24 protein-coding genes are annotated in these 18,224 nt (G+C 39.1%); 3 read left to right on the plus strand and 21 right to left on the minus strand.

The annotated features are described in order from the left end of the window. Nucleotides 1-15: 15 nt before the first annotated feature. Both ACFSR0_RS07495 and ACFSR0_RS07500 read right to left on the minus strand, forming a co-directional pair. Nucleotides 16-1,686 (minus strand): DAK2 domain-containing protein, encoded by a 1,671-nt coding sequence (locus ACFSR0_RS07495; protein ID WP_379981453.1) that lies wholly within the window; start codon nucleotides 1,684-1,686, stop codon nucleotides 16-18. A 40-nt stretch (nucleotides 1,687-1,726) separates the two neighbouring features. After that, on the minus strand, nucleotides 1,727-2,089 hold the full coding sequence (locus ACFSR0_RS07500; RefSeq protein ID WP_251852017.1) for an Asp23/Gls24 family envelope stress response protein: 363 nt from the start codon (nucleotides 2,087-2,089) through the stop codon (nucleotides 1,727-1,729). Between the two features lie 263 nt (nucleotides 2,090-2,352). Between ACFSR0_RS07500 and rpmB the strand changes: the two genes are divergently transcribed. From rpmB to glnA, 3 genes are all read left to right on the plus strand, one after another. Further along, entirely contained in the window at nucleotides 2,353-2,541 is a 189-nt protein-coding gene (gene rpmB, locus ACFSR0_RS07505) for a 50S ribosomal protein L28 (RefSeq protein WP_379981455.1), read from the plus strand. A gap of 155 nt (nucleotides 2,542-2,696) precedes the next feature. Then, nucleotides 2,697-5,327: a YfhO family protein gene (locus ACFSR0_RS07510; protein WP_379981457.1), complete on the plus strand. Its 2,631-nt coding sequence runs from the start codon at nucleotides 2,697-2,699 to the stop codon at nucleotides 5,325-5,327. A gap of 306 nt (nucleotides 5,328-5,633) precedes the next feature. Then, nucleotides 5,634-6,974: a type I glutamate--ammonia ligase gene (glnA, locus tag ACFSR0_RS07515; protein ID WP_379981459.1), complete on the plus strand. Its 1,341-nt coding sequence runs from the start codon at nucleotides 5,634-5,636 to the stop codon at nucleotides 6,972-6,974. A gap of 102 nt (nucleotides 6,975-7,076) precedes the next feature. Here the strand turns inward: glnA and truA are convergent, their stop codons facing one another. From truA to ACFSR0_RS07610, 19 genes are all read right to left on the minus strand, one after another. After that, nucleotides 7,077-7,817: a tRNA pseudouridine(38-40) synthase TruA gene (truA, locus tag ACFSR0_RS07520; protein ID WP_379981461.1), complete on the minus strand. Its 741-nt coding sequence runs from the start codon at nucleotides 7,815-7,817 to the stop codon at nucleotides 7,077-7,079. 96 nt (nucleotides 7,818-7,913) lie between these two features. Beyond that, nucleotides 7,914-8,711: an energy-coupling factor transporter transmembrane component T family protein gene (locus tag ACFSR0_RS07525; RefSeq protein WP_379981463.1), complete on the minus strand. Its 798-nt coding sequence runs from the start codon at nucleotides 8,709-8,711 to the stop codon at nucleotides 7,914-7,916. Further along, nucleotides 8,701-9,567: an energy-coupling factor ABC transporter ATP-binding protein gene (locus ACFSR0_RS07530; protein ID WP_379981670.1), complete on the minus strand. Its 867-nt coding sequence runs from the start codon at nucleotides 9,565-9,567 to the stop codon at nucleotides 8,701-8,703. The genes ACFSR0_RS07525 and ACFSR0_RS07530 overlap by 11 nt, the downstream gene beginning before the upstream one ends. After that, on the minus strand, nucleotides 9,543-10,382 hold the full coding sequence (locus ACFSR0_RS07535; protein WP_379981465.1) for an energy-coupling factor ABC transporter ATP-binding protein: 840 nt from the start codon (nucleotides 10,380-10,382) through the stop codon (nucleotides 9,543-9,545). The genes ACFSR0_RS07530 and ACFSR0_RS07535 overlap by 25 nt, the downstream gene beginning before the upstream one ends. A 259-nt stretch (nucleotides 10,383-10,641) precedes the next feature. Continuing rightward, on the minus strand, nucleotides 10,642-11,022 hold the full coding sequence (gene rplQ, locus ACFSR0_RS07540) for a 50S ribosomal protein L17 (RefSeq protein WP_379981467.1): 381 nt from the start codon (nucleotides 11,020-11,022) through the stop codon (nucleotides 10,642-10,644). Nucleotides 11,023-11,046: 24 nt separating this feature from the next. After that, on the minus strand, nucleotides 11,047-11,985 hold the full coding sequence (locus ACFSR0_RS07545) for a DNA-directed RNA polymerase subunit alpha (RefSeq protein ID WP_379981469.1): 939 nt from the start codon (nucleotides 11,983-11,985) through the stop codon (nucleotides 11,047-11,049). 80 nt (nucleotides 11,986-12,065) lie between these two features. After that, entirely contained in the window at nucleotides 12,066-12,455 is a 390-nt protein-coding gene (rpsK, locus tag ACFSR0_RS07550) for a 30S ribosomal protein S11 (protein WP_379981471.1), read from the minus strand. Nucleotides 12,456-12,486: 31 nt separating this feature from the next. Further along, a complete protein-coding gene (gene rpsM / locus ACFSR0_RS07555; protein WP_379981473.1) occupies nucleotides 12,487-12,852 on the minus strand; it encodes a 30S ribosomal protein S13 in 366 nt (121 codons plus the stop codon). Between the two features lie 18 nt (nucleotides 12,853-12,870). Next, nucleotides 12,871-12,987 (minus strand): 50S ribosomal protein L36, encoded by a 117-nt coding sequence (gene rpmJ / locus ACFSR0_RS07560; RefSeq protein ID WP_002288710.1) that lies wholly within the window; start codon nucleotides 12,985-12,987, stop codon nucleotides 12,871-12,873. 32 nt (nucleotides 12,988-13,019) lie between these two features. Beyond that, a complete protein-coding gene (infA, locus tag ACFSR0_RS07565) occupies nucleotides 13,020-13,238 on the minus strand; it encodes a translation initiation factor IF-1 (RefSeq protein ID WP_002288695.1) in 219 nt (72 codons plus the stop codon). 176 nt (nucleotides 13,239-13,414) lie between these two features. Further along, nucleotides 13,415-14,059: an adenylate kinase gene (locus ACFSR0_RS07570; RefSeq protein WP_379981477.1), complete on the minus strand. Its 645-nt coding sequence runs from the start codon at nucleotides 14,057-14,059 to the stop codon at nucleotides 13,415-13,417. Between the two features lie 65 nt (nucleotides 14,060-14,124). Then, nucleotides 14,125-15,420, minus strand: a complete 1,296-nt coding sequence (gene secY / locus ACFSR0_RS07575) for a preprotein translocase subunit SecY (RefSeq protein ID WP_379981479.1) — start codon at nucleotides 15,418-15,420, stop codon at nucleotides 14,125-14,127. Then, nucleotides 15,420-15,860, minus strand: a complete 441-nt coding sequence (rplO, locus tag ACFSR0_RS07580) for a 50S ribosomal protein L15 (protein WP_379981481.1) — start codon at nucleotides 15,858-15,860, stop codon at nucleotides 15,420-15,422. Before rplO ends, secY begins: the two co-directional genes overlap by 1 nt. 37 nt (nucleotides 15,861-15,897) lie before the next feature. Beyond that, entirely contained in the window at nucleotides 15,898-16,077 is a 180-nt protein-coding gene (gene rpmD, locus ACFSR0_RS07585; protein ID WP_379981483.1) for a 50S ribosomal protein L30, read from the minus strand. Between the two features lie 14 nt (nucleotides 16,078-16,091). Continuing rightward, on the minus strand, nucleotides 16,092-16,592 hold the full coding sequence (rpsE, locus tag ACFSR0_RS07590) for a 30S ribosomal protein S5 (RefSeq protein ID WP_379981485.1): 501 nt from the start codon (nucleotides 16,590-16,592) through the stop codon (nucleotides 16,092-16,094). Nucleotides 16,593-16,612: 20 nt separating this feature from the next. Then, nucleotides 16,613-16,969, minus strand: a complete 357-nt coding sequence (gene rplR, locus ACFSR0_RS07595; RefSeq protein WP_379981487.1) for a 50S ribosomal protein L18 — start codon at nucleotides 16,967-16,969, stop codon at nucleotides 16,613-16,615. Between the two features lie 57 nt (nucleotides 16,970-17,026). Further along, entirely contained in the window at nucleotides 17,027-17,563 is a 537-nt protein-coding gene (rplF, locus tag ACFSR0_RS07600) for a 50S ribosomal protein L6 (protein WP_379981489.1), read from the minus strand. 31 nt (nucleotides 17,564-17,594) lie between these two features. After that, nucleotides 17,595-17,993, minus strand: coding sequence for a 30S ribosomal protein S8 (gene rpsH / locus ACFSR0_RS07605; protein ID WP_379981491.1), 399 nt, complete (start codon nucleotides 17,991-17,993; stop codon nucleotides 17,595-17,597). 35 nt (nucleotides 17,994-18,028) lie between these two features. Further along, a complete protein-coding gene (locus tag ACFSR0_RS07610) occupies nucleotides 18,029-18,214 on the minus strand; it encodes a type Z 30S ribosomal protein S14 (protein ID WP_007207616.1) in 186 nt (61 codons plus the stop codon). Nucleotides 18,215-18,224 lie beyond the last annotated feature (10 nt).

Consider the following 18,224-nt stretch of genomic DNA (forward strand, 5'->3'; position numbering starts at 1 on the left):
CGAGCTTTTTTAGGATTATTCTGCTGCAAATAAGTACGGGTACACCGGTTGATTTCCTTCATGAATTTCCAATTCAATATCTGGGAATTCTTCGGCCAACACCTTTGCGTAAGCATCCGCTTCTTTTTGAGTGCCTTCTTCGCCGATAATGATGGTCACAATTTCAGTCTCTTCTGTAATCATTTTTCTTAAAGTTGTGACCCCAGCTTCAGTAATATCTTTGATGGATACTACGATGCTTCCATCGATCATCCCAAGAAAATCACCTTTTGTAATGGCAATCCCATCAATTTGCGTGTCTCGAATGGCGTGTGTAATTGATCCACTAACAACGCCTGCCAATGAGTCCGTCATCGCCTGTTTGTTTTCGTCTAAAGAAGCTGTTTCATTAAAGGCCAACATTGCGGACATCCCTTGTGAAACCGTCTTTGATGGCACAACAGCAACTGGAATTTCTGCCACTTCCGCAGCTTGATCAGCTGCCATAAAGATATTTTTATTGTTTGGCAATATAATCACTTTGTCAGCATTGACTTCTTCAATTGCTTTCACAATATCTTCAGTACTTGGATTCATGGTTTGACCACCACTAATGACATAATTGGCACCCAAACTCTTAAATAATTCTTGCACACCGCTTCCCGCAGCAATCGCAACAATTGCATATGGCAACCGCGCTTTTGGCTTGCCTGTTTCTTGGGCGTCATGTTCTAGAATTGTCTCATGTTGCAAACGCATATTATCGACTTTTATTTTGACTAATGAACCGAATTTTTGTCCATAATTCATAACATCACCGGGATGTTCTGTGTGCACATGGACTTTAATAATTTCATCATCGTTGACCACTAAAAGTGAATCTCCAAGTTCATTCAAATAATTGCGGAACGTTTCATAGTCAAATGTGGAATCAACTGTGGGTCCTTCGCCAATTTTCACCATAATTTCTGTACAGTAGCCATAACGGATATCTTCCGTTGCTAATTGGCCTTGAACGCTACGATGATGTTCAGCATTCACCATTTCATCCATTGCGGCAGGGGTTGCAACAATCTCTTCTGGTTGATACTCACCCGTTAATGCTCCTAAAAAACCTTCGTAAATAAACAGTAGGCCTTGTCCACCACTGTCCACGACCCCAACTTCTTTTAAAACTGGCAATAAGTCAGGTGTTTTGGCCAAAGCACGCTTTGAACCAGTCACAACAGCATGCATTACTTCTATACAATCATCTGTTTCAGCAGCTTTCCGTTCGCCAAATTCAGCACCAATTCTAGCAACGGTTAAAATCGTCCCCTCAACTGGTTTCATAACCGCTTTATAGGCGGTTTCCACACCACGTGTAAATGCTTGTGCTAATTCTTGAGCAGTCAGGGTCTCCACTGATGGAATTTGTTTTGCAAATCCTCTAAACAATTGCGATAAAATAACTCCGGAATTCCCACGAGCGCCCATTAACAATCCCTTTGATAAACGATTCGCTAATTCGCCTACTTGTTCAGATGCGGAATCACTGACAGCTTTCGCTCCACTCGTCATCGATAAATTCATATTGGTTCCCGTATCCCCATCGGGTACTGGAAAAACATTTAAAGAATTGACATATTCTGCATTGATTTGTAGACGATTAGCGCCGGCTTGTACCATTTCTTGGAACTGGCCCGCACTTATATTCGTTACTTTCACTGATAATCCTCCTTAAGATCAACAAACTGTACTTATTTTATTAGTCGGGCAGCACTCGTACTCCTTGAACAAAAACATTCACAGAGTTCGCGGTAATTCCGAGCATCGTTTCCAAATTGTACTTCACTTTTTCTTGTACGTTTCGTGAAACCTCTGAAATTTTTGTACCATAGCTTACAATTGTATAAACATCAACTGCAATCCCATTTTCTTCTTGGCGTACAACAACACCACGTGAATAATTTTCTTTTCTTAAAATTTCATTGATATTGTCTTTAATTTGATTTTTGCTTGCCATACCGACAATGCCAAAAACATCTGTTGCTGCACCGCCCACAACTGTCGCAATGACTTCATTTGAAATTTCAATCATGCCAGATGCATTTTTCATTTTTACAGCCATAAGATAGCCTCCTTAATAGACTTTTCGCCTATTTTCTACTATAGTATTCTAACATAGCTACAATCGAAATAAAAGAACGAGTACCTTTCCTAAACGAAATCCTTCATTTTACTTGAAAATGACAGCCTTTAATTTACCTTTTTTCTTAAAAAAAGTCAATTGCAGATCAATTTTTTCTTGCATAATTGCCTTCTTTATGATAAATTCATTTAGTATGAGCCAAAGTAGCGGCTAACAATCAAGGCAAAGGAGGAAACACACACATGGCTAAAGTTTGCTATTTCACAGGACGTAAAACAACTAGTGCAAATAACCGTTCACACGCAATGAATGCTACAAAGCGTACAGTTAAACCAAATTTACAAAAAGTTCGCGTAATGGTTGATGGAACACCAAAGAAAGTTTGGGTGTCAGCTCGCGCTTTGAAATCTGGTAAAGTAGAACGCGTATAATTGAAAAATTTTATGAGTAATGGACCGTTCGTCAGACGAACGGTTTTTTTATTTCATGAATTTTTCTTGTCGTTTTCCCTCCCGTCCACCTAGAACGATGAGAATGTGGTAAACTGAAACCATTCTATAACGTTAAGAGACTGGAGGATATTTTCGTGTCAACTTTTCGTCACTATTTGCACAACCATCGCTTTTTTTTATGGGCAAGCTTTCTTTTACCGGCACTCCTTCTTGCAGGAATTTATTTAAGCATTGGCATTTATCCAGGAAGCACAAGAAGTATTCTTGCCAGCGATGCATTCGCACAGTTTTCAAATTTCCATGCTAGCTTTCAAAATATGTTACTTGGCAAACAGAGTTATTTTTATACTTGGAATGCTTCACTCGGATTAAACTACCTCTCTTTGGTTTCTTACTATTTAGGTGGCTTATTTACTCCGCTCGTGCTGTTCTTTCCCAATCACTATATGCCAGATGCGCTATATGCCCTAACCCTGATTAAAATAGGGACAGCAGGACTTAGTTTTTGGTTATTTGCGAATCACACATTCAAACTTTCTCGGTGGAACCAACTAACTTTATCGAGTTGCTACGCTTTGATGTCCTTTGCAATTGCCCACTCTGAAATTATTATGTGGCTAGATACATTTACCTTTCTCCCACTGATTATTTGGGGTATTCATCGACTTATCCAGCAACAGCGGCCAGGATTATTATTCACCAGTTACACGCTTTTGTTTATTTCCAATTTTTATATGGGCTTTATGGTGGCGTTATTTTCTGGTCTATACTACCTTGTACTTCTCTTCTCCCAATGGAAAGAGGTAAAGCAGAGCCTTCTTCGCTATCTTTTTACAGCAGCTCTCGCCGTCGGAACGGCTATGATTACTCTGTTACCGACCTATCTCGATTTAAAAACAAACGGTGAAGAATTGACAAAAATCACTTCCTTGAAAACAGAGGCTACGGGTGTCTTCGATTTTTTTATTAAAAATATGGTTGGCGTTTACGATACAACAAAATATGGATCCATCCCATTTATTTATATTGGTTTGCTTCCTCTAACATTGTTTCTCTTCTACTTTTTGGTACGCACCATCCCGTGGCAAAAAAAACTTGGCTTTGCTTTATTGGCTGGACTATTGATTACTAGTTTTTATTTTCAACCGCTAAATTTATTATGGCAAGGCATGCATGCCCCGAATATGTTTTTGTTTCGCTATTCCTTTTTGCTCTCATTTCTTGTCATCTTATTAGCTGGATATGGTTGGGAAGCACTAACGTATAAAAGAATTCCTATTTATTTGGCTGGCAATCTATTCCTGTTGATTTGCTTTACAATCACTTACTTCACACTGAACAAACATGATTACAGTTATTTACATCTTCATTCTTTTGTCCTGACACTCGTTTTTATTGGACTGTACACTATTTGCACAGTCAACTTATCGTTTCATCTTCTATCATTCAAACAATTTTCCTTATTGTTATTACTTTGTTCATTCGTTGAAGTCGGCTTGAATACAAACGGCATGATTCATGGTATTTTGGATGATTGGAATTATGCCTCTCGAAGTTTGTATACAGACCCGTATCCTTCGATTAAAGCACTTGTCGACCAAACAAAAGAAACCAATCAGACCTTTTATCGTTTAGAAAATTTAGATGGGGTGTCACCCAATGATAGCATCAATTATGGTTACAGTGGTGTCAGTCTCTTCTCCTCCATACGTAATCGCCATTCTTCTAGCTATCTAAACCAACTTGGGTTTCGTTCTAGCGGAACCAACCTAAACATCCGTTACAACAACAACACTCTTTTGATGGATGCTTTTACTGGTATGAAGTACAACATCGCTTCTACGCCCATTAGTAAATATGGTTTTGAACAAAAGGCTACTGAAGGAAATTACTCCTTGTATGAAAATAAACACGCATTGTCTTTGGGTTATTTAGCCCCTACTGATGATCAAGCTGTCACAACTTATGACAACGACAATCTACTCAATCAAACCACTTTGATGAATTATTTATCTGGATTAAATTTAGACTATTATTCGCTAATACCTATCCGGGTCATTAATACAACCAATACAACGATTGAACCACAAGGAAATCAAATAACCTATAAAGAAATCGCAAGTAATTTAGCCAAAGATGTGACCTGGGACGTGACCGTGCCAGCGAACACCCAAGCCTATTTAAGCTTGTATCCTACGAACTATAATGATCTTCAAAGTTCTACCGTTACCATTCGTGTCAACGGTACAGAGCGCAAGACACAAATGAATATCAATGGTCAATACTATGATTTGGGTTATTATCCAACGGAAACGACCATTACCTTTGCTGCCAGCTTTTATGGGACGGATCAAGTCTCCTTTCAGACACCAAAAGTGGTTGCGTTGGATACGCTCGCTTACCAACAAGCCGTTAATGCAATTCAAAAGCAACAGGTTGAGATGAAAACGACCAATCGAGGTGCTTCAACAACCATTACGACTACGAAGGAGCAGTCCTTGATTACCACCATTCCATATGACAAAGGTTGGAGTGCAACCATCGATGGAGAAAAAGCAGCTATTTCATCGTTCCAAGATGCGTTTGTCAAAGTTACGATTCCAAAAGGGACCCATACCGTGGTCTTCAGCTATCTTCCTGCGGGATTTTTAGTTGGACTGTCAAGCAGCTTAATCTCCTTGACGCTTTTTGTCTCTTACCAATGGATCAATCAAAAAAAAAAAGAAAAAAACACTAGCATTCTCTCCTCCGTTCTCCTAACATGAAAAGGAGAACTGGATTAAGAATCCATAGACAAGTTCTTCCCTTAACTTATTATCGTTGAGGAAAGGCTTGTCTTTTTTTATTTTGTTCTTTTATCTCACGTGACCGTTTCCAGAAAAGCCAATGTGCATAAACCTAATAATATTAGGTTTTTCCCTATTTTCAGAAATAATTTTTAGAATTTTCTGTCGTTTGATAAAAAAATTGGTTTACACAGCTTGCTAACCATGTTATATTTTTTTACATGAAAGATAAACAGGAATGGTAAGCGTTAGAATAACCGAAACGGAAAAAGGATGGGATGAACAATGCCAAAAGAAAAAAAGACTGCTGCAGAGATTAAAGCGATTGTTGAGAAAGAACATGTGCGTTTTCTACGCCTGATGTTTACTGACATCATGGGAACAATTAAAAATGTTGAAGTCCCTGTCTCTCAACTAGACAAAGTTTTAGAAAATAAAATGATGTTTGATGGCTCTTCCATTGAAGGATTTGTTCGTATTGAAGAAAGTGACATGTACCTACACCCAGATTTGGATACTTGGATGATTTTCCCATGGGAAAGTGAACATGGCAAAGTTGCGCGTTTAATTTGTGATATCTTCAACCCCGATGGCACACCGTTTGCTGGTGATCCCCGTGGAAATCTAAAACGTGCTTTAGCTGATATGGAAAAAGCCGGTTTTACTTCATTTAACTTAGGACCTGAACCTGAATTCTTCCTATTCAAGCTTGCTCCAGATGACAGCATTACGACTGAATTAAACGACCAAGGTGGCTATTTTGATTTCGCCCCTACTGATTTAGGTGAAAACTGCCGTCGTGATATCGTATTAGAATTAGAAAACTTAGGCTTTGAAGTAGAAGCATCTCACCATGAAGTTGCTCCAGGACAACACGAAATTGACTTCAAATACGCAAATGCCGTTGAAGCATGTGACAACATCCAAACATTTAAACTAGTTGTCAAAACAATTGCCCGCAAACATGGTCTTCATGCAACCTTTATGGCAAAACCATTATTTGGTATCAATGGATCAGGAATGCATTGCAACATGTCTTTATTTAAAGGATCTGAAAATGCCTTCTTTGATAAAGATGGCGATATTCAATTATCGACTACTGCTTACCATTTCTTAGCAGGTTTGATGAAACATGCCAAAGCCTTTACAGCAATTTGTAACCCAACAGTGAACTCTTACAAACGTCTTGTACCAGGCTATGAAGCTCCCGTATATATTGCATGGTCAGGACGCAATCGTTCGCCATTGATTCGTGTACCAGAATCAAGAGGGTTATCAACACGTTTAGAATTACGATCAGTTGACCCAACCGCAAATCCATACCTAGCGCTAGCAGCACTTCTAACGGCTGGTTTAGACGGTGTGAAAAATGAATTAGAACCACCAAAATCAGTTGACCGCAACATCTATGTGATGACTGAAGCAGAACGTGAAGCAGCTCATATTTATGATTTACCAGGTACCTTGCAAGCTTCTCTGGAAGAATTGAAAAATGATCAAGTCATTGTCGATTCTCTAGGCAAACACATTTTCAACAATTTCTACGAAGCTAAAACGATTGAATGGCAAGCATTTGGCCAAGCCGTAACAGAGTGGGAACGCGAACAGTATCTAGAATTATATTAAGATAAATGAAATAAAAAAACGGACTGTACATGAATTGATTCACCAAGATAATGAGTTCAATTGCTAATTATCTTGCGGAAATCTTCATTCAGTCCGTTTTTTTTAGTATCTTACTTCTTTTAGATAGAGTCCTTCTGGGTGGGCAGTCGGTCCTGCAAGTTGTCTATTTTTGCTCGCAATAATGCTAGGAATACTTGTTTCATCCAAGCGACCATTCCCAATTTTCAATAAGGTTCCAACTAAAATACGAATCATTTTGTACAAAAAGCCATCACCACGAAATGTAAAAACTAATTCACTCAACGACTCATCATACGTCATGGTCGCTTCGTAGATGGTTCGTGTTTTATCCTCTACCGAACTCCCGCTTGCACAAAAGGCACTAAAATCATGGGTACCAAGTAAATCAGGGAGCGCACGCTCGATTTTTGTCAGGTCTAAAGGATACGGATAATAGCTAGCATAATGCCTCCGAAATGGGCTTCGTGGCTTTCCAATTTGTACGTGGAACTCATAAACTTTCTCCTTTACAAGATACCTTGCATGAAAGGCCTCTGTCACCTCTTCTATCTTTATTACAGCAATATCTTCCGGTGTTTGCGTATCCAAGGCAAAACGCATTTTTTCAAGAGGTCTTGCTTGCGGATAATCAAAATGAATAACCTGACCAAGTGCATGTACTTTAGCATCCGTTCGTCCAGATCCATGGACCATAATCGGCTGGCTTGCCATTTTCGATAAAGTTCGCTCTAATTCTTCTTGTACCGTTCTTCCCTCTGATTGACGTTGAAACCCATTAAAGAGTGTCCCATCATAAGCAATGAGTGCTTTGTATCTAACCATGATTCATTCCTTCCCGAAAATGAGAGTCTATCCGTGTCGCTTTCCGTTTTTTATTCTTACAAAAACGGGAAACTTTCTGGATACACTCTCATTTCTTTAGTTTCTCAAAATTATTAACAATGCTGTCACAAAAATGAACGCTACTACAACCAATGTATCGCGAAGATGCCAATGAAGAATCCGGTACTTGGTTCTCCCTTCTCCTCCTTGATAGCCTCGTGCCTCCATGGCAGTTGCAAGATCTTCTGCACGATTAAAGCTACTAACAAATAATGGGATTAGCAATGGTACAATAGCTTGCATTTTTTGAATTAAATTTCCCTCGCCAAAATCGACACCCCTTGCTCGCTGGGCATTCATAATCTTTTCTGTTTCATCCATCAAAGTTGGAACAAAACGCAATGCAATTGACAACATCAATGATATTTCATGTACTGGAAATTTGATAACCTTTAGCGGTCGCAAAATATATTCTAAAGCATCAGACAATTCGAGTGGCGGTGTACTCAACGTTAACAATGTCGACATAAAAATAATTAATACAAACCGACAAAAAATAAATAGCCCATTACGAACACCAAATTCTGTCAGCCGAAGAACTCCCCATTGCCAATAAATCGTCCCTCCTGATGTAAAGAACATTTGTAACGCCACAGTAAAAACAATTAACCAGAGCAACGGTCGAACACCTTTCCAGAAAAAGGCGAGACTAATATTTGAAAGAGCAATAGCACCTAACGTAAATGCTGCTAAAAAAAGATAACTTTGCCAATTATTCGCTAAGAAAATAATTCCTATGAAATAAAAACTGCCCACTAACTTTGCTCGAGGGTCTAATTTATGAATGAACGAATCTCCTGGTATATAGCGACCAAAAATTAACTTATTCATCATTTTTTTGGTCCTCCTTGGCTAAAATACTCGTTGCCAGTTCCTTCGCCGTTAATGGCAACGCATCAAAAGTAACCCCTTTTGCCATCAATTTTTGAGCAAACCGCGTTGCAGTGGGCACACCCAATTGTTTTTCTTCAAGCCATGCAACATTTTGAAAGACTGTCCTTGGCGTTCCTTCTTTCACTAACTGACCTTTTTCAAGAACGTATACATAATCGGCAAAATCCGCTACATCATCCATCAAGTGTGTCACTAAAACAATTGTCATCTTTTTTTGTTGATGCAACAAATCAAACATAGCCATCATTTCTTTTCTACCCTGTGGATCAAGTCCTGCTGTCGGTTCATCAAGAACTAACACTTCGGGTTCCATTGCCAAAACTCCCGCAATCGCAACACGTCTCATCTGCCCTCCCGATAAATCAAAAGGCGACTTCTCTAAGACATCTTCTGGAAGTCCCACTAATTCGATGTATTCCTTCGCTAAACGTTTCGCCTCTTCATCAGAAACACCAAAATTTTTGGGTCCGAACATGATGTCTTTTTCTACCGTTTCCTCAAAAAGCTGTGCTTCAGGAAATTGAAAGACAATCCCAACTTTCTTTCGAATAGGCTTTAGATTTTTATTATTTGTTTCTGGCTTAATTATTCGATCACCAATTGTCACAGTGCCTGTTGTGGGTTTTAATAATGCATTAAGGTGTTGCAACAATGTGGATTTTCCTGAACCCGTATGGCCAACAATAGCAGTATAACTACCATCTTTGATCCTCATGTCCAGATGAAACAACACACGCTGTTCAAAGGGCGTATTCGGTTGATACGTGAAATCTACTTGTTCAAAACGGATGTCCATAGCCAATCAACCATTCCTTCCTCAGATAGATAATAATCAGGGACTGCTAACCCTTGATCTTTTAAAACTTGTTTTAGCTTTTCTGGAAAAGGTAAGTCAAGTCCTAGCTCAATTAATTTAGGTCCTTCTGAAAAAATGTCTTCCGGTGTCCCCTCTTTTACTAACTGGCCCTGTTTCATTACAAAGATTCGATTGGCGTTGGCCGCTTCATCAATGTCATGTGTAATTGAAATGACCGTTAGTTGACTTTCCTCTTTAATCTTTTTTATTGCCTCTATCACTTCATATCGTCCTTCTGGATCAAGCATACTGGTTGCTTCATCTAGTATAATAATATCTGGTCGTAAGGCAACAACTCCCGCAATAGCGACCCTTTGCTTTTGACCACCGGAAAGGCGCGCTGGTTCTCTTGTGGCAAATTCACTCATACGAACTTGTTCTAACGCATCTTTTACCCTTTTCACCATTTCTTCCCGCGGAATCCCTTGATTTTCCATACCAAATGCAACATCATCTTCAACCGTTGCTCCTACGAACTGGTTGTCTGGATTTTGAAACACCATCCCAACTGCTTTTCGGATTGTCCAAATATTTTCTTCAGAAAGATATTGGCCAGCAACACTGACCTTCCCTTCCGCAGGCAATAATAAACCATTGATTGTTTTTGCTAAAGTTGATTTTCCTGACCCATTGTGTCCTATTATTGCAATCCATTCCCCAGGATATACTTGTAGAGATACTTGTTTGATTGCAGGGTGGCTGTCTTCTGGTTGGTACATAAAGGTGATATTTTCTAATTTAACTATCGGTTCCATTCTCTTACCCCCGCTATTCTTTCTTCATAAAACACTACCAAAAAAAAGCCTTGCACGCAATCACTCAGAGCAGAATTTGCTTTTTTTTACTCTCCATCATCTGTCAAGACAGGTAATCGAGAGTAAAAAAAAACACCAACATCTTATGATGAGTGCTTACCCCTTGACTAATCAAGGGGTAGCGCTGAGCTAGACTCGGAATAATATTCCAACATCATAACACTCTTTTTGCATCGATAAAATGATGATAAGTGTGATTTTATACTAATTCTAGGATAACCATTTTGGCAGCGTCTCCGCGTCTTGGTTCAGTTTTCAAAATACGAGTATAGCCACCTTGGCGATCAGCATAACGAGGAGCGATATCACTAAACAACTTTTGTAAAGCTGATTCGATAACGATTTCTTCGTTTTCTTCACGTACGCTAGCAACTTCATTGCGAACAAATGCAGCAGCTTGACGACGTGCATGTAAATCACCGCGTTTTCCTAAAGTGATCATTTTTTCTGTAGTTGAACGAACTTCTTTCGCACGAGCTTCTGTCGTTACAATACGTTCGTTAATGATTAAATCAGTTGTTAAATCACGCAACATCGCTTTACGTTGACTTGATGTGCGACCTAATTTACGATAACTCACTTGGTTTCCCTCCTTTTAAAAGGTTTAATCGTCTTTACGTAACCCTAATCCTAAATCATGTAATTTGGCTTTCACTTCTTCTAGCGATTTTCTTCCTAAATTACGGACTTTAATCATTTCAGGTTCAGACTTATTCGTTAATTCTTGTACAGTATTAATACCTGCACGTTTTAGACAGTTATAAGAACGTACAGATAAGTCTAATTCTTCAATTGTCATTTCCAACATTTTTTCTTTTTGTGTTTCTTCCTTTTCAACCATGATTTCAGCATTTTTTGCTTCATCTGTAAGGTTAACAAAGATATCTAAATGTTCGGTCATGATTTTTGCAGCCAAACTCATTGCATCTAATGGTTCAATTGAACCATCTGTCCAAATTTCCATCGTTAATTTGTCAAAATCATCACGACGACCAACTCGCGTATTTTCTACTTGATAATTTACACGACGAACTGGTGTATAGATAGAATCGACTGGTAACACACCAATTGGCATGTCATCTTTTTTGTTTTCATCTGCTTGAACATACCCACGACCAGGCTTCACTGTTAAGCGTGCATGGAAGGTAGCTCCATCAGAAACGGTACAGATATACATATCTTTATTCAGGATTTCCACATCACTATCAACGATAATATCGCCAGCAGTGACCGTTGCAGGACCTGTAATATCGATTTCAAGGGTTTTTTCATCTTCGCCATACAATTTTAATGCTAGGCCTTTAATATTCAAGATGATTTGAGCCACGTCTTCTCGAACACCCTTTATTGTTGAGAATTCGTGCAATACGCCATCTATTTGAATATTAGTGATTGCTGCCCCAGGCAAAGAAGATAACAAAATACGACGTAGGGAATTTCCTAAAGTAGTTCCATAACCACGTTCAAGTGGCTCTACAATGAACTTGCCATAATCTTTCTCTTCATCAATCTTTGCAATTCTTGGTTTTTCGAATTCAATCATTCTTATCTCTTACCCCTTTCAAACGAAAAGTGTCTTGTTCAATGACGCGATACGGATATTGCTCAAATGAGAAGCACTCATTAAACACGACGGCGTTTTGGAGGGCGGCACCCATTATGAGGTACTGGAGTCACGTCACGGATTGCTGTTACTTCCAAGCCTGCTGCTTGTAATGAACGAATAGCTGCTTCACGTCCTGAACCAGGACCTTTTACGGTTACCTCTACTGTTCTTAATCCGTGTTCCATTGCTGCTTTAGCTGCAGTTTCTGCTGCCATTTGAGCGGCAAAAGGAGTTGATTTTCTACTTCCTTTGAAACCTAATGCACCAGCTGATGACCATGCTAACGCGTTACCATGAGTATCAGTGATCATGACGATTGTATTGTTGAATGTTGAATGGATATGTGCAATCCCAGCTTCAATATTCTTTTTCACACGGCGTTTACGACTCACTTTTTTTGCTGCCATGAAGTTATAACCTCCTTCACTTTAAAATCAATTATTTTTTCTTGCCTGCGACTGTTTTAGACGGGCCTTTACGAGTACGTGCATTGTTTTTCGTGTTTTGTCCACGAACTGGCAATCCACGACGATGACGGATACCACGGTATGAACCGATTTCCATCAAGCGTTTAATGTTTAAGTTGATTTCACGACGTAAATCACCTTCAACTTTTAACTTATCAACTTCAGCACGAATGGCATCTGTTTGTTCATTCGTTAAATCACGAACACGAACTTCTTCAGAAACACCAGCGTTTGCTAAAATTTGTTTAGCAGTCGTATTTCCAATACCATAAATATAAGTAAGAGAAACGACTACACGTTTATCACGAGGAATATCTACTCCTGCAATACGAGCCATAGCTTGTTACACCTCCGATTATCCTTGACGTTGTTTATGTTTTGGATTTGCTGGGCAAATCACCATAACGCGTCCTTTACGACGAATTACTTTACAATGTTCGCACATTGGTTTTACTGATGGTCTTACTTTCATGATAATACCTCCTGTGGTTTTACGGAGTACAATTACTTAAAGCGATATGTAATACGGCCACGGTTCAAATCATACGGTGAAAGCTCAACCGTTACTTTATCTCCAGGCAGAATTCGAATGTAATGCATTCTAATCTTTCCTGAAACAGTTGCTAGAACTTGATGTCCGTTTTCCAATTCGACTTTAAACATTGCATTCGGCAAAGTTTCGACGACTGTACCTTCGACTTCAATCATATCTTCTTTTGCCACGCACAGTACCTCCTTGTACTTTTTCGCATTTTCACACGATAAAACGGCGGAATGCAATGCTTCCACCTAATAATCTTCAAGACTTCTAAAGCTAGAAGTCAGACTGAAACATTGTAACATGTTTCTGCAAATACATCAAGAAAAAGTCATTGCACCTGTGTGTCGGCAATCGATCGTTACTCGATAATTTTTTTTACATCTGCAAATACAGCATCGATTTCACGATTGCCATCAATAGATTGCAACAAACCTTGATCTTTGTAATACTTGAGAATTGGTTCGCTACCTTTGATATTGACAGCTAGACGATTTTTGACCGTCTCAGGCTTATCATCTTCACGTTGATAAAAATTGTGGCCACCACATTTATCACAGGTTCCTTCAACCTTTGTCGGATTGAATACTTTATGATAGGTTGCACCGCAATCACGGCACATGAAGCGTCCAGTTAATCGATCAACTAAAATAGATTCAGGGACATGAATCTCAATCACCGCATCCAGTTTCTTTCCAAGTTCATTTAACATTGCATCCAAAGCTTTGGCTTGATCAAGTGTACGGGGAAAGCCATCTAACAAGAAGCCATGGTCCGTATCAGGTTCAGCTAAGCGTTCTTTCACAATGCCATTGGTGACTTCATCAGGAACTAATTCGCCTTGATCCATGTATGATTTTGCTTTTAATCCTAATTCTGTTTTGTTTGCCATTGCCGCACGAAACATATCTCCAGTCGAAATATGCGGAATATCGTATGCAGCAACAATTCTTTCTGCTTGAGTCCCTTTTCCTGCACCAGGAAGACCCATTAAAACGAGGTTCATTCTGCTTCCTCCTTATAAGTTCTTGAATAGTGTTGAGGTAAATTCCTCAACACTTCAATCACTTGTTAATTCATAAAGCCAGTATAATGACGTTTTAGCATTAATCCTTCAAGCTGTTTAGCAGCTTCCAAAGCAACACCTATTACAATTAACAAACTCGTTCCACCTAGTCCGATGGATTGTGGTAAATTCCAAATCATTTGTGCAATGATTGGAACCAATGCAACTAGTCCCAAAAAGATAGAACCAACTGTACTCAATCGCATTAAAACTGCTGAAACATAGTCTTCCGTTCCTTTACCAGGTCGAACACTTGGAATATAACTTCCTTGTTTTTGCAAGTTTTCCGCCAATTTTTCTGGATTGACTTGAACAAATGCATAGAAGAAAGTAAATGCTACAATCAAAATTGTATAAATTGTTGCACCAGGCACGGTATTGTAACTAAATATGGTTGTTATAACCGAATACCAAGATTCGTTTTGATAGGAACTTCCTAATGCTTGGATAATCGCACTCGGAGTTGTAATAAATGAACTAGCAAAAATGACAGGGATAACTCCAGCAGCATTTACTTTTAATGGTAAGTAGCTACTTGTTGGAGCACCGGTAATTCTTTTGGTGTATTGAATAGGAATCTTACGTTCTGCTTGTTGGAAATATGTGACAAGCGTTACGATAACTAATACGGCAATGATCAAAATTGTTACAAAAATTCCAGATTTCCATAAGTCAGAAGAAGGGACATTCACAAAATAATCTTCATAGAGTTCCTTCACACTAACAGGTAATCTTGAAATAATGCCGGCAAAGATAATCATTGACACGCCATTTCCGATTCCTTTTTCAGTAATTTGTTCTCCTAACCATGTAACGAACATCGTTCCTGCAGTTAAGATAATCCCAATTGTTACAAATGTTTTCCAGTTAGGATTGTTAACAAATCCATATTGGGTATAAAAGTTAAAGCCCGCTGTTAATGTCATTGATTGCAAAAATGCAAGCACTAAGGTTAGATACCGTGTTGCTTGATTGAGCTTTTTACGTCCCACTTCACCTTGCTTCGACCATTCCACAAAACGAGGAACAATATCCATTTGCAACAATTGAACAATAATTGATGCAGTAATGTACGGGGAAACCCCCATCGAAAAAATGGAGAAGTTCTGCATGGCACTACCACTTACCAGGTTTAACATACCTAAAAATGGTAAATCTGCGATATCTTGAAGTCGATTTGCATTCACACCAGGCACAGTAACGTGCGCACCAATACGAAATACAAACAATATCAATACTGTAAATAGAATTCTTGAGCGAATATCTTTAACTTTAAAAGCATCCTTCAAAAGTTTAAGCATTAGATCACCTCAATTGATCCACCAGCAGCTACGATGACTTCTTCTGCTGTTTTAGAGAATTTCGCAGCTTTTACCGTTAATTTTTTCGTTAACTCTCCGTTACCCAATACTTTAATTCCAGCTTTTTCATTTTTCACGATTCCAGCTTCAATTAAAGTAACTGGTGTAATTTCAGCTCCATCTTCAAAACGGTTTAAAAGTTCCACATTTACAACTGCATATTCCTTGCGGTTAATATTTGTGAATCCACGTTTTGGTAAACGACGGAATAAAGGTGTTTGACCCCCTTCAAATCCTAAACGTACACCGCCACCTGAACGTGCTTTTTGACCTTTTTGTCCACGCCCTGCTGTCTTACCATTACCAGATGATGTTCCACGTCCAACGCGATTACGCACTTGACGAGAGCCTTCTGCAGGTTTTAATTCATGAAGATTCATGGTTTGGCACCTCCTTAATCAAACTAAATCCAAATTTTTAAACTTCTTCTACGTCCACTAAGTGAGCGATTGTGTTGACCATACCTTTGATTGCATCATTGGCTGGTTTTACCACAGAACTGTCCACTTTACCAAGACCTAACGCTTTTACAGTTGCGCGTTGGTTTTGAGGACGTCCAATAATACTGCGTTTTAATGTAATTCTTAATTCAGCCATTATAGTTGTCCTCCTTACCCGATAATTTCTTCAACTGATTTGCCGCGAAGTGAAGCTACTTCTTCAGCACGTTTTAATTGTTTTAGACCGTCAACAGTTGCGCGAACAACGTTAATTGGTGTGTTTGAACCTAATGATTTAGATGTGATATCAGATACCCCAGCTAATTCCAATACGGCACGAACTGGTCCACCAGCAGCTACCCCAGAACCTTCTACAGCAGGTTTCATTAAGATACGTCCACCGCCAAATACACCGATTACTTCGTGAGGGATTGTAGAACCAACCATTGGCACTTCTACTAGGTTTTTCTTAGCATCTTCAACAGCTTTACGGATTGCTTCTGGTACTTCTTGTGCTTTACCAGTACCGAAACCAACGTGTCCATTTTTATCGCCAACAACGACTAAAGCTGCGAAACGTAAACGACGTCCACCTTTTACAACTTTTGTAACACGGTTAATCGCAACGACGCGGTCTTCTAATTCCAAGTGTTTTGGATCAATATAAACCATGAATGGTGTTCCTCCTTCTCCTAAAATTCTAGTCCATTTTCGCGTGCGGCTTCAGCTAAAGCTGCTACACGGCCATGGTAAAGGTATCCACCACGGTCAAAGACTACTACTTTAATACCTTTTTCTGTTGCACGTTCTGCGATTAATTTACCGACAGCTTGTGCTTGTTCTGATTTGTTTCCACCTGAAATTTCTTTATCTAAGGCAGAGGCACTTGCTAGCGTCACACCCGCTACGTCATCAATAATTTGAGCGTAGATGTTTTTGTTAGAACGGAAAATGTTCAAGCGTGGGCACTCAGCAGTACCAGAGATTTTGTTACGGACGCGACGATGTCTTTTTTGACGTGTCTTATTCTTATCTGGTTTTGAAATCACAATTGTCACCTCTTTAATTTTTTTTATGCAATTTTGGCTAAATAATCGTAACGACGATTATTTACCAGTTTTACCTTCTTTACGACGAACAAATTCACCAACATAGCGAATTCCTTTGCCTTTATATGGTTCTGGCGGACGTACACCACGGATGTTCGCTGCTAATTCACCAACTGCTTCTTTGCTAATTCCTTTAACAATGACAGATGTGTTCGCAGGTACTTCAATGGTAATACCTTCTGGAGCAACGATTTCAACTTGGTGTGAATAACCTACGCTTAATACAAGTTTTGATCCTTGTAATTGAGCACGGTACCCAACCCCAATTAATTCTAAAGCTTTTTGGAAGCCTTCGCTAACACCAACAACCATATTGTTGAAGTTCGCACGAGTTGTTCCATGGATTGTTTTCATTTCTTTGCTGTCATCAGGACGAGTGAATGTTACTTCATTTCCTTCGATATTCATTTGGATATCTTCAGAGAATGTACGTGTTAATTCACCTTTAGGTCCTTTAACTGTAATGTCACTTCCGTTTTGTTTTACTTCAACACCAGCAGGAAGGACAACAATTTTATTACCGATACGACTCACTTAGAGACACCTCCTTGTGTAATTTATTTGATTACCATACATAAGCGACAACTTCGCCGCCAATATTTTTAGCTCGTGCTTCTTTGTCAGTGATTACACCTTCAGAAGTTGAGATAATTGCAATTCCTAAACCGTTTAAAACTTTTGGTACTTCGTCAGATTTTACGTAAGCACGTAAGCCAGGTTTAGAGATGCGTTTCAAGTTAGTGATAACACGTTCACCATTTTTTCCATATTTCAAGAAGACACGGATCACGCCTTGTTTGTCATCTTCGATATATTCAACATCGCGAACGAAACCTTCATTTTTTAAGATTTCTGCAATATCACGTTTGATTTTTGAAGCAGGTACTTCTAAAACTTCGTGTTTCACCATATTGGCATTACGAATTCGAGTTAGAAAATCTGCAATTGGATCTGTCATGACCATTAGATGATTTACCTCCTTTATGCGAGTTTACTTGTTTACCAGCTAGCTTTCTTCACGCCGGGAATTTGACCTTTGTAGGCAAGTTCGCGGAAGCAAATACGGCAAAGTTTAAATTTACGATAAACTGAATGTGGACGTCCACAACGTTCACAGCGAGTATACTCTTGAGTTGAGTGTTTTGCTGGACGTTTGTTTTTAGCAATCATTGATTTTTTAGCCACGTAGTTCGCC

The organism is Enterococcus camelliae (assembly GCF_042685105.1).
Classification (GTDB): domain Bacteria; phylum Bacillota; class Bacilli; order Lactobacillales; family Enterococcaceae; genus Enterococcus_G; species Enterococcus_G camelliae.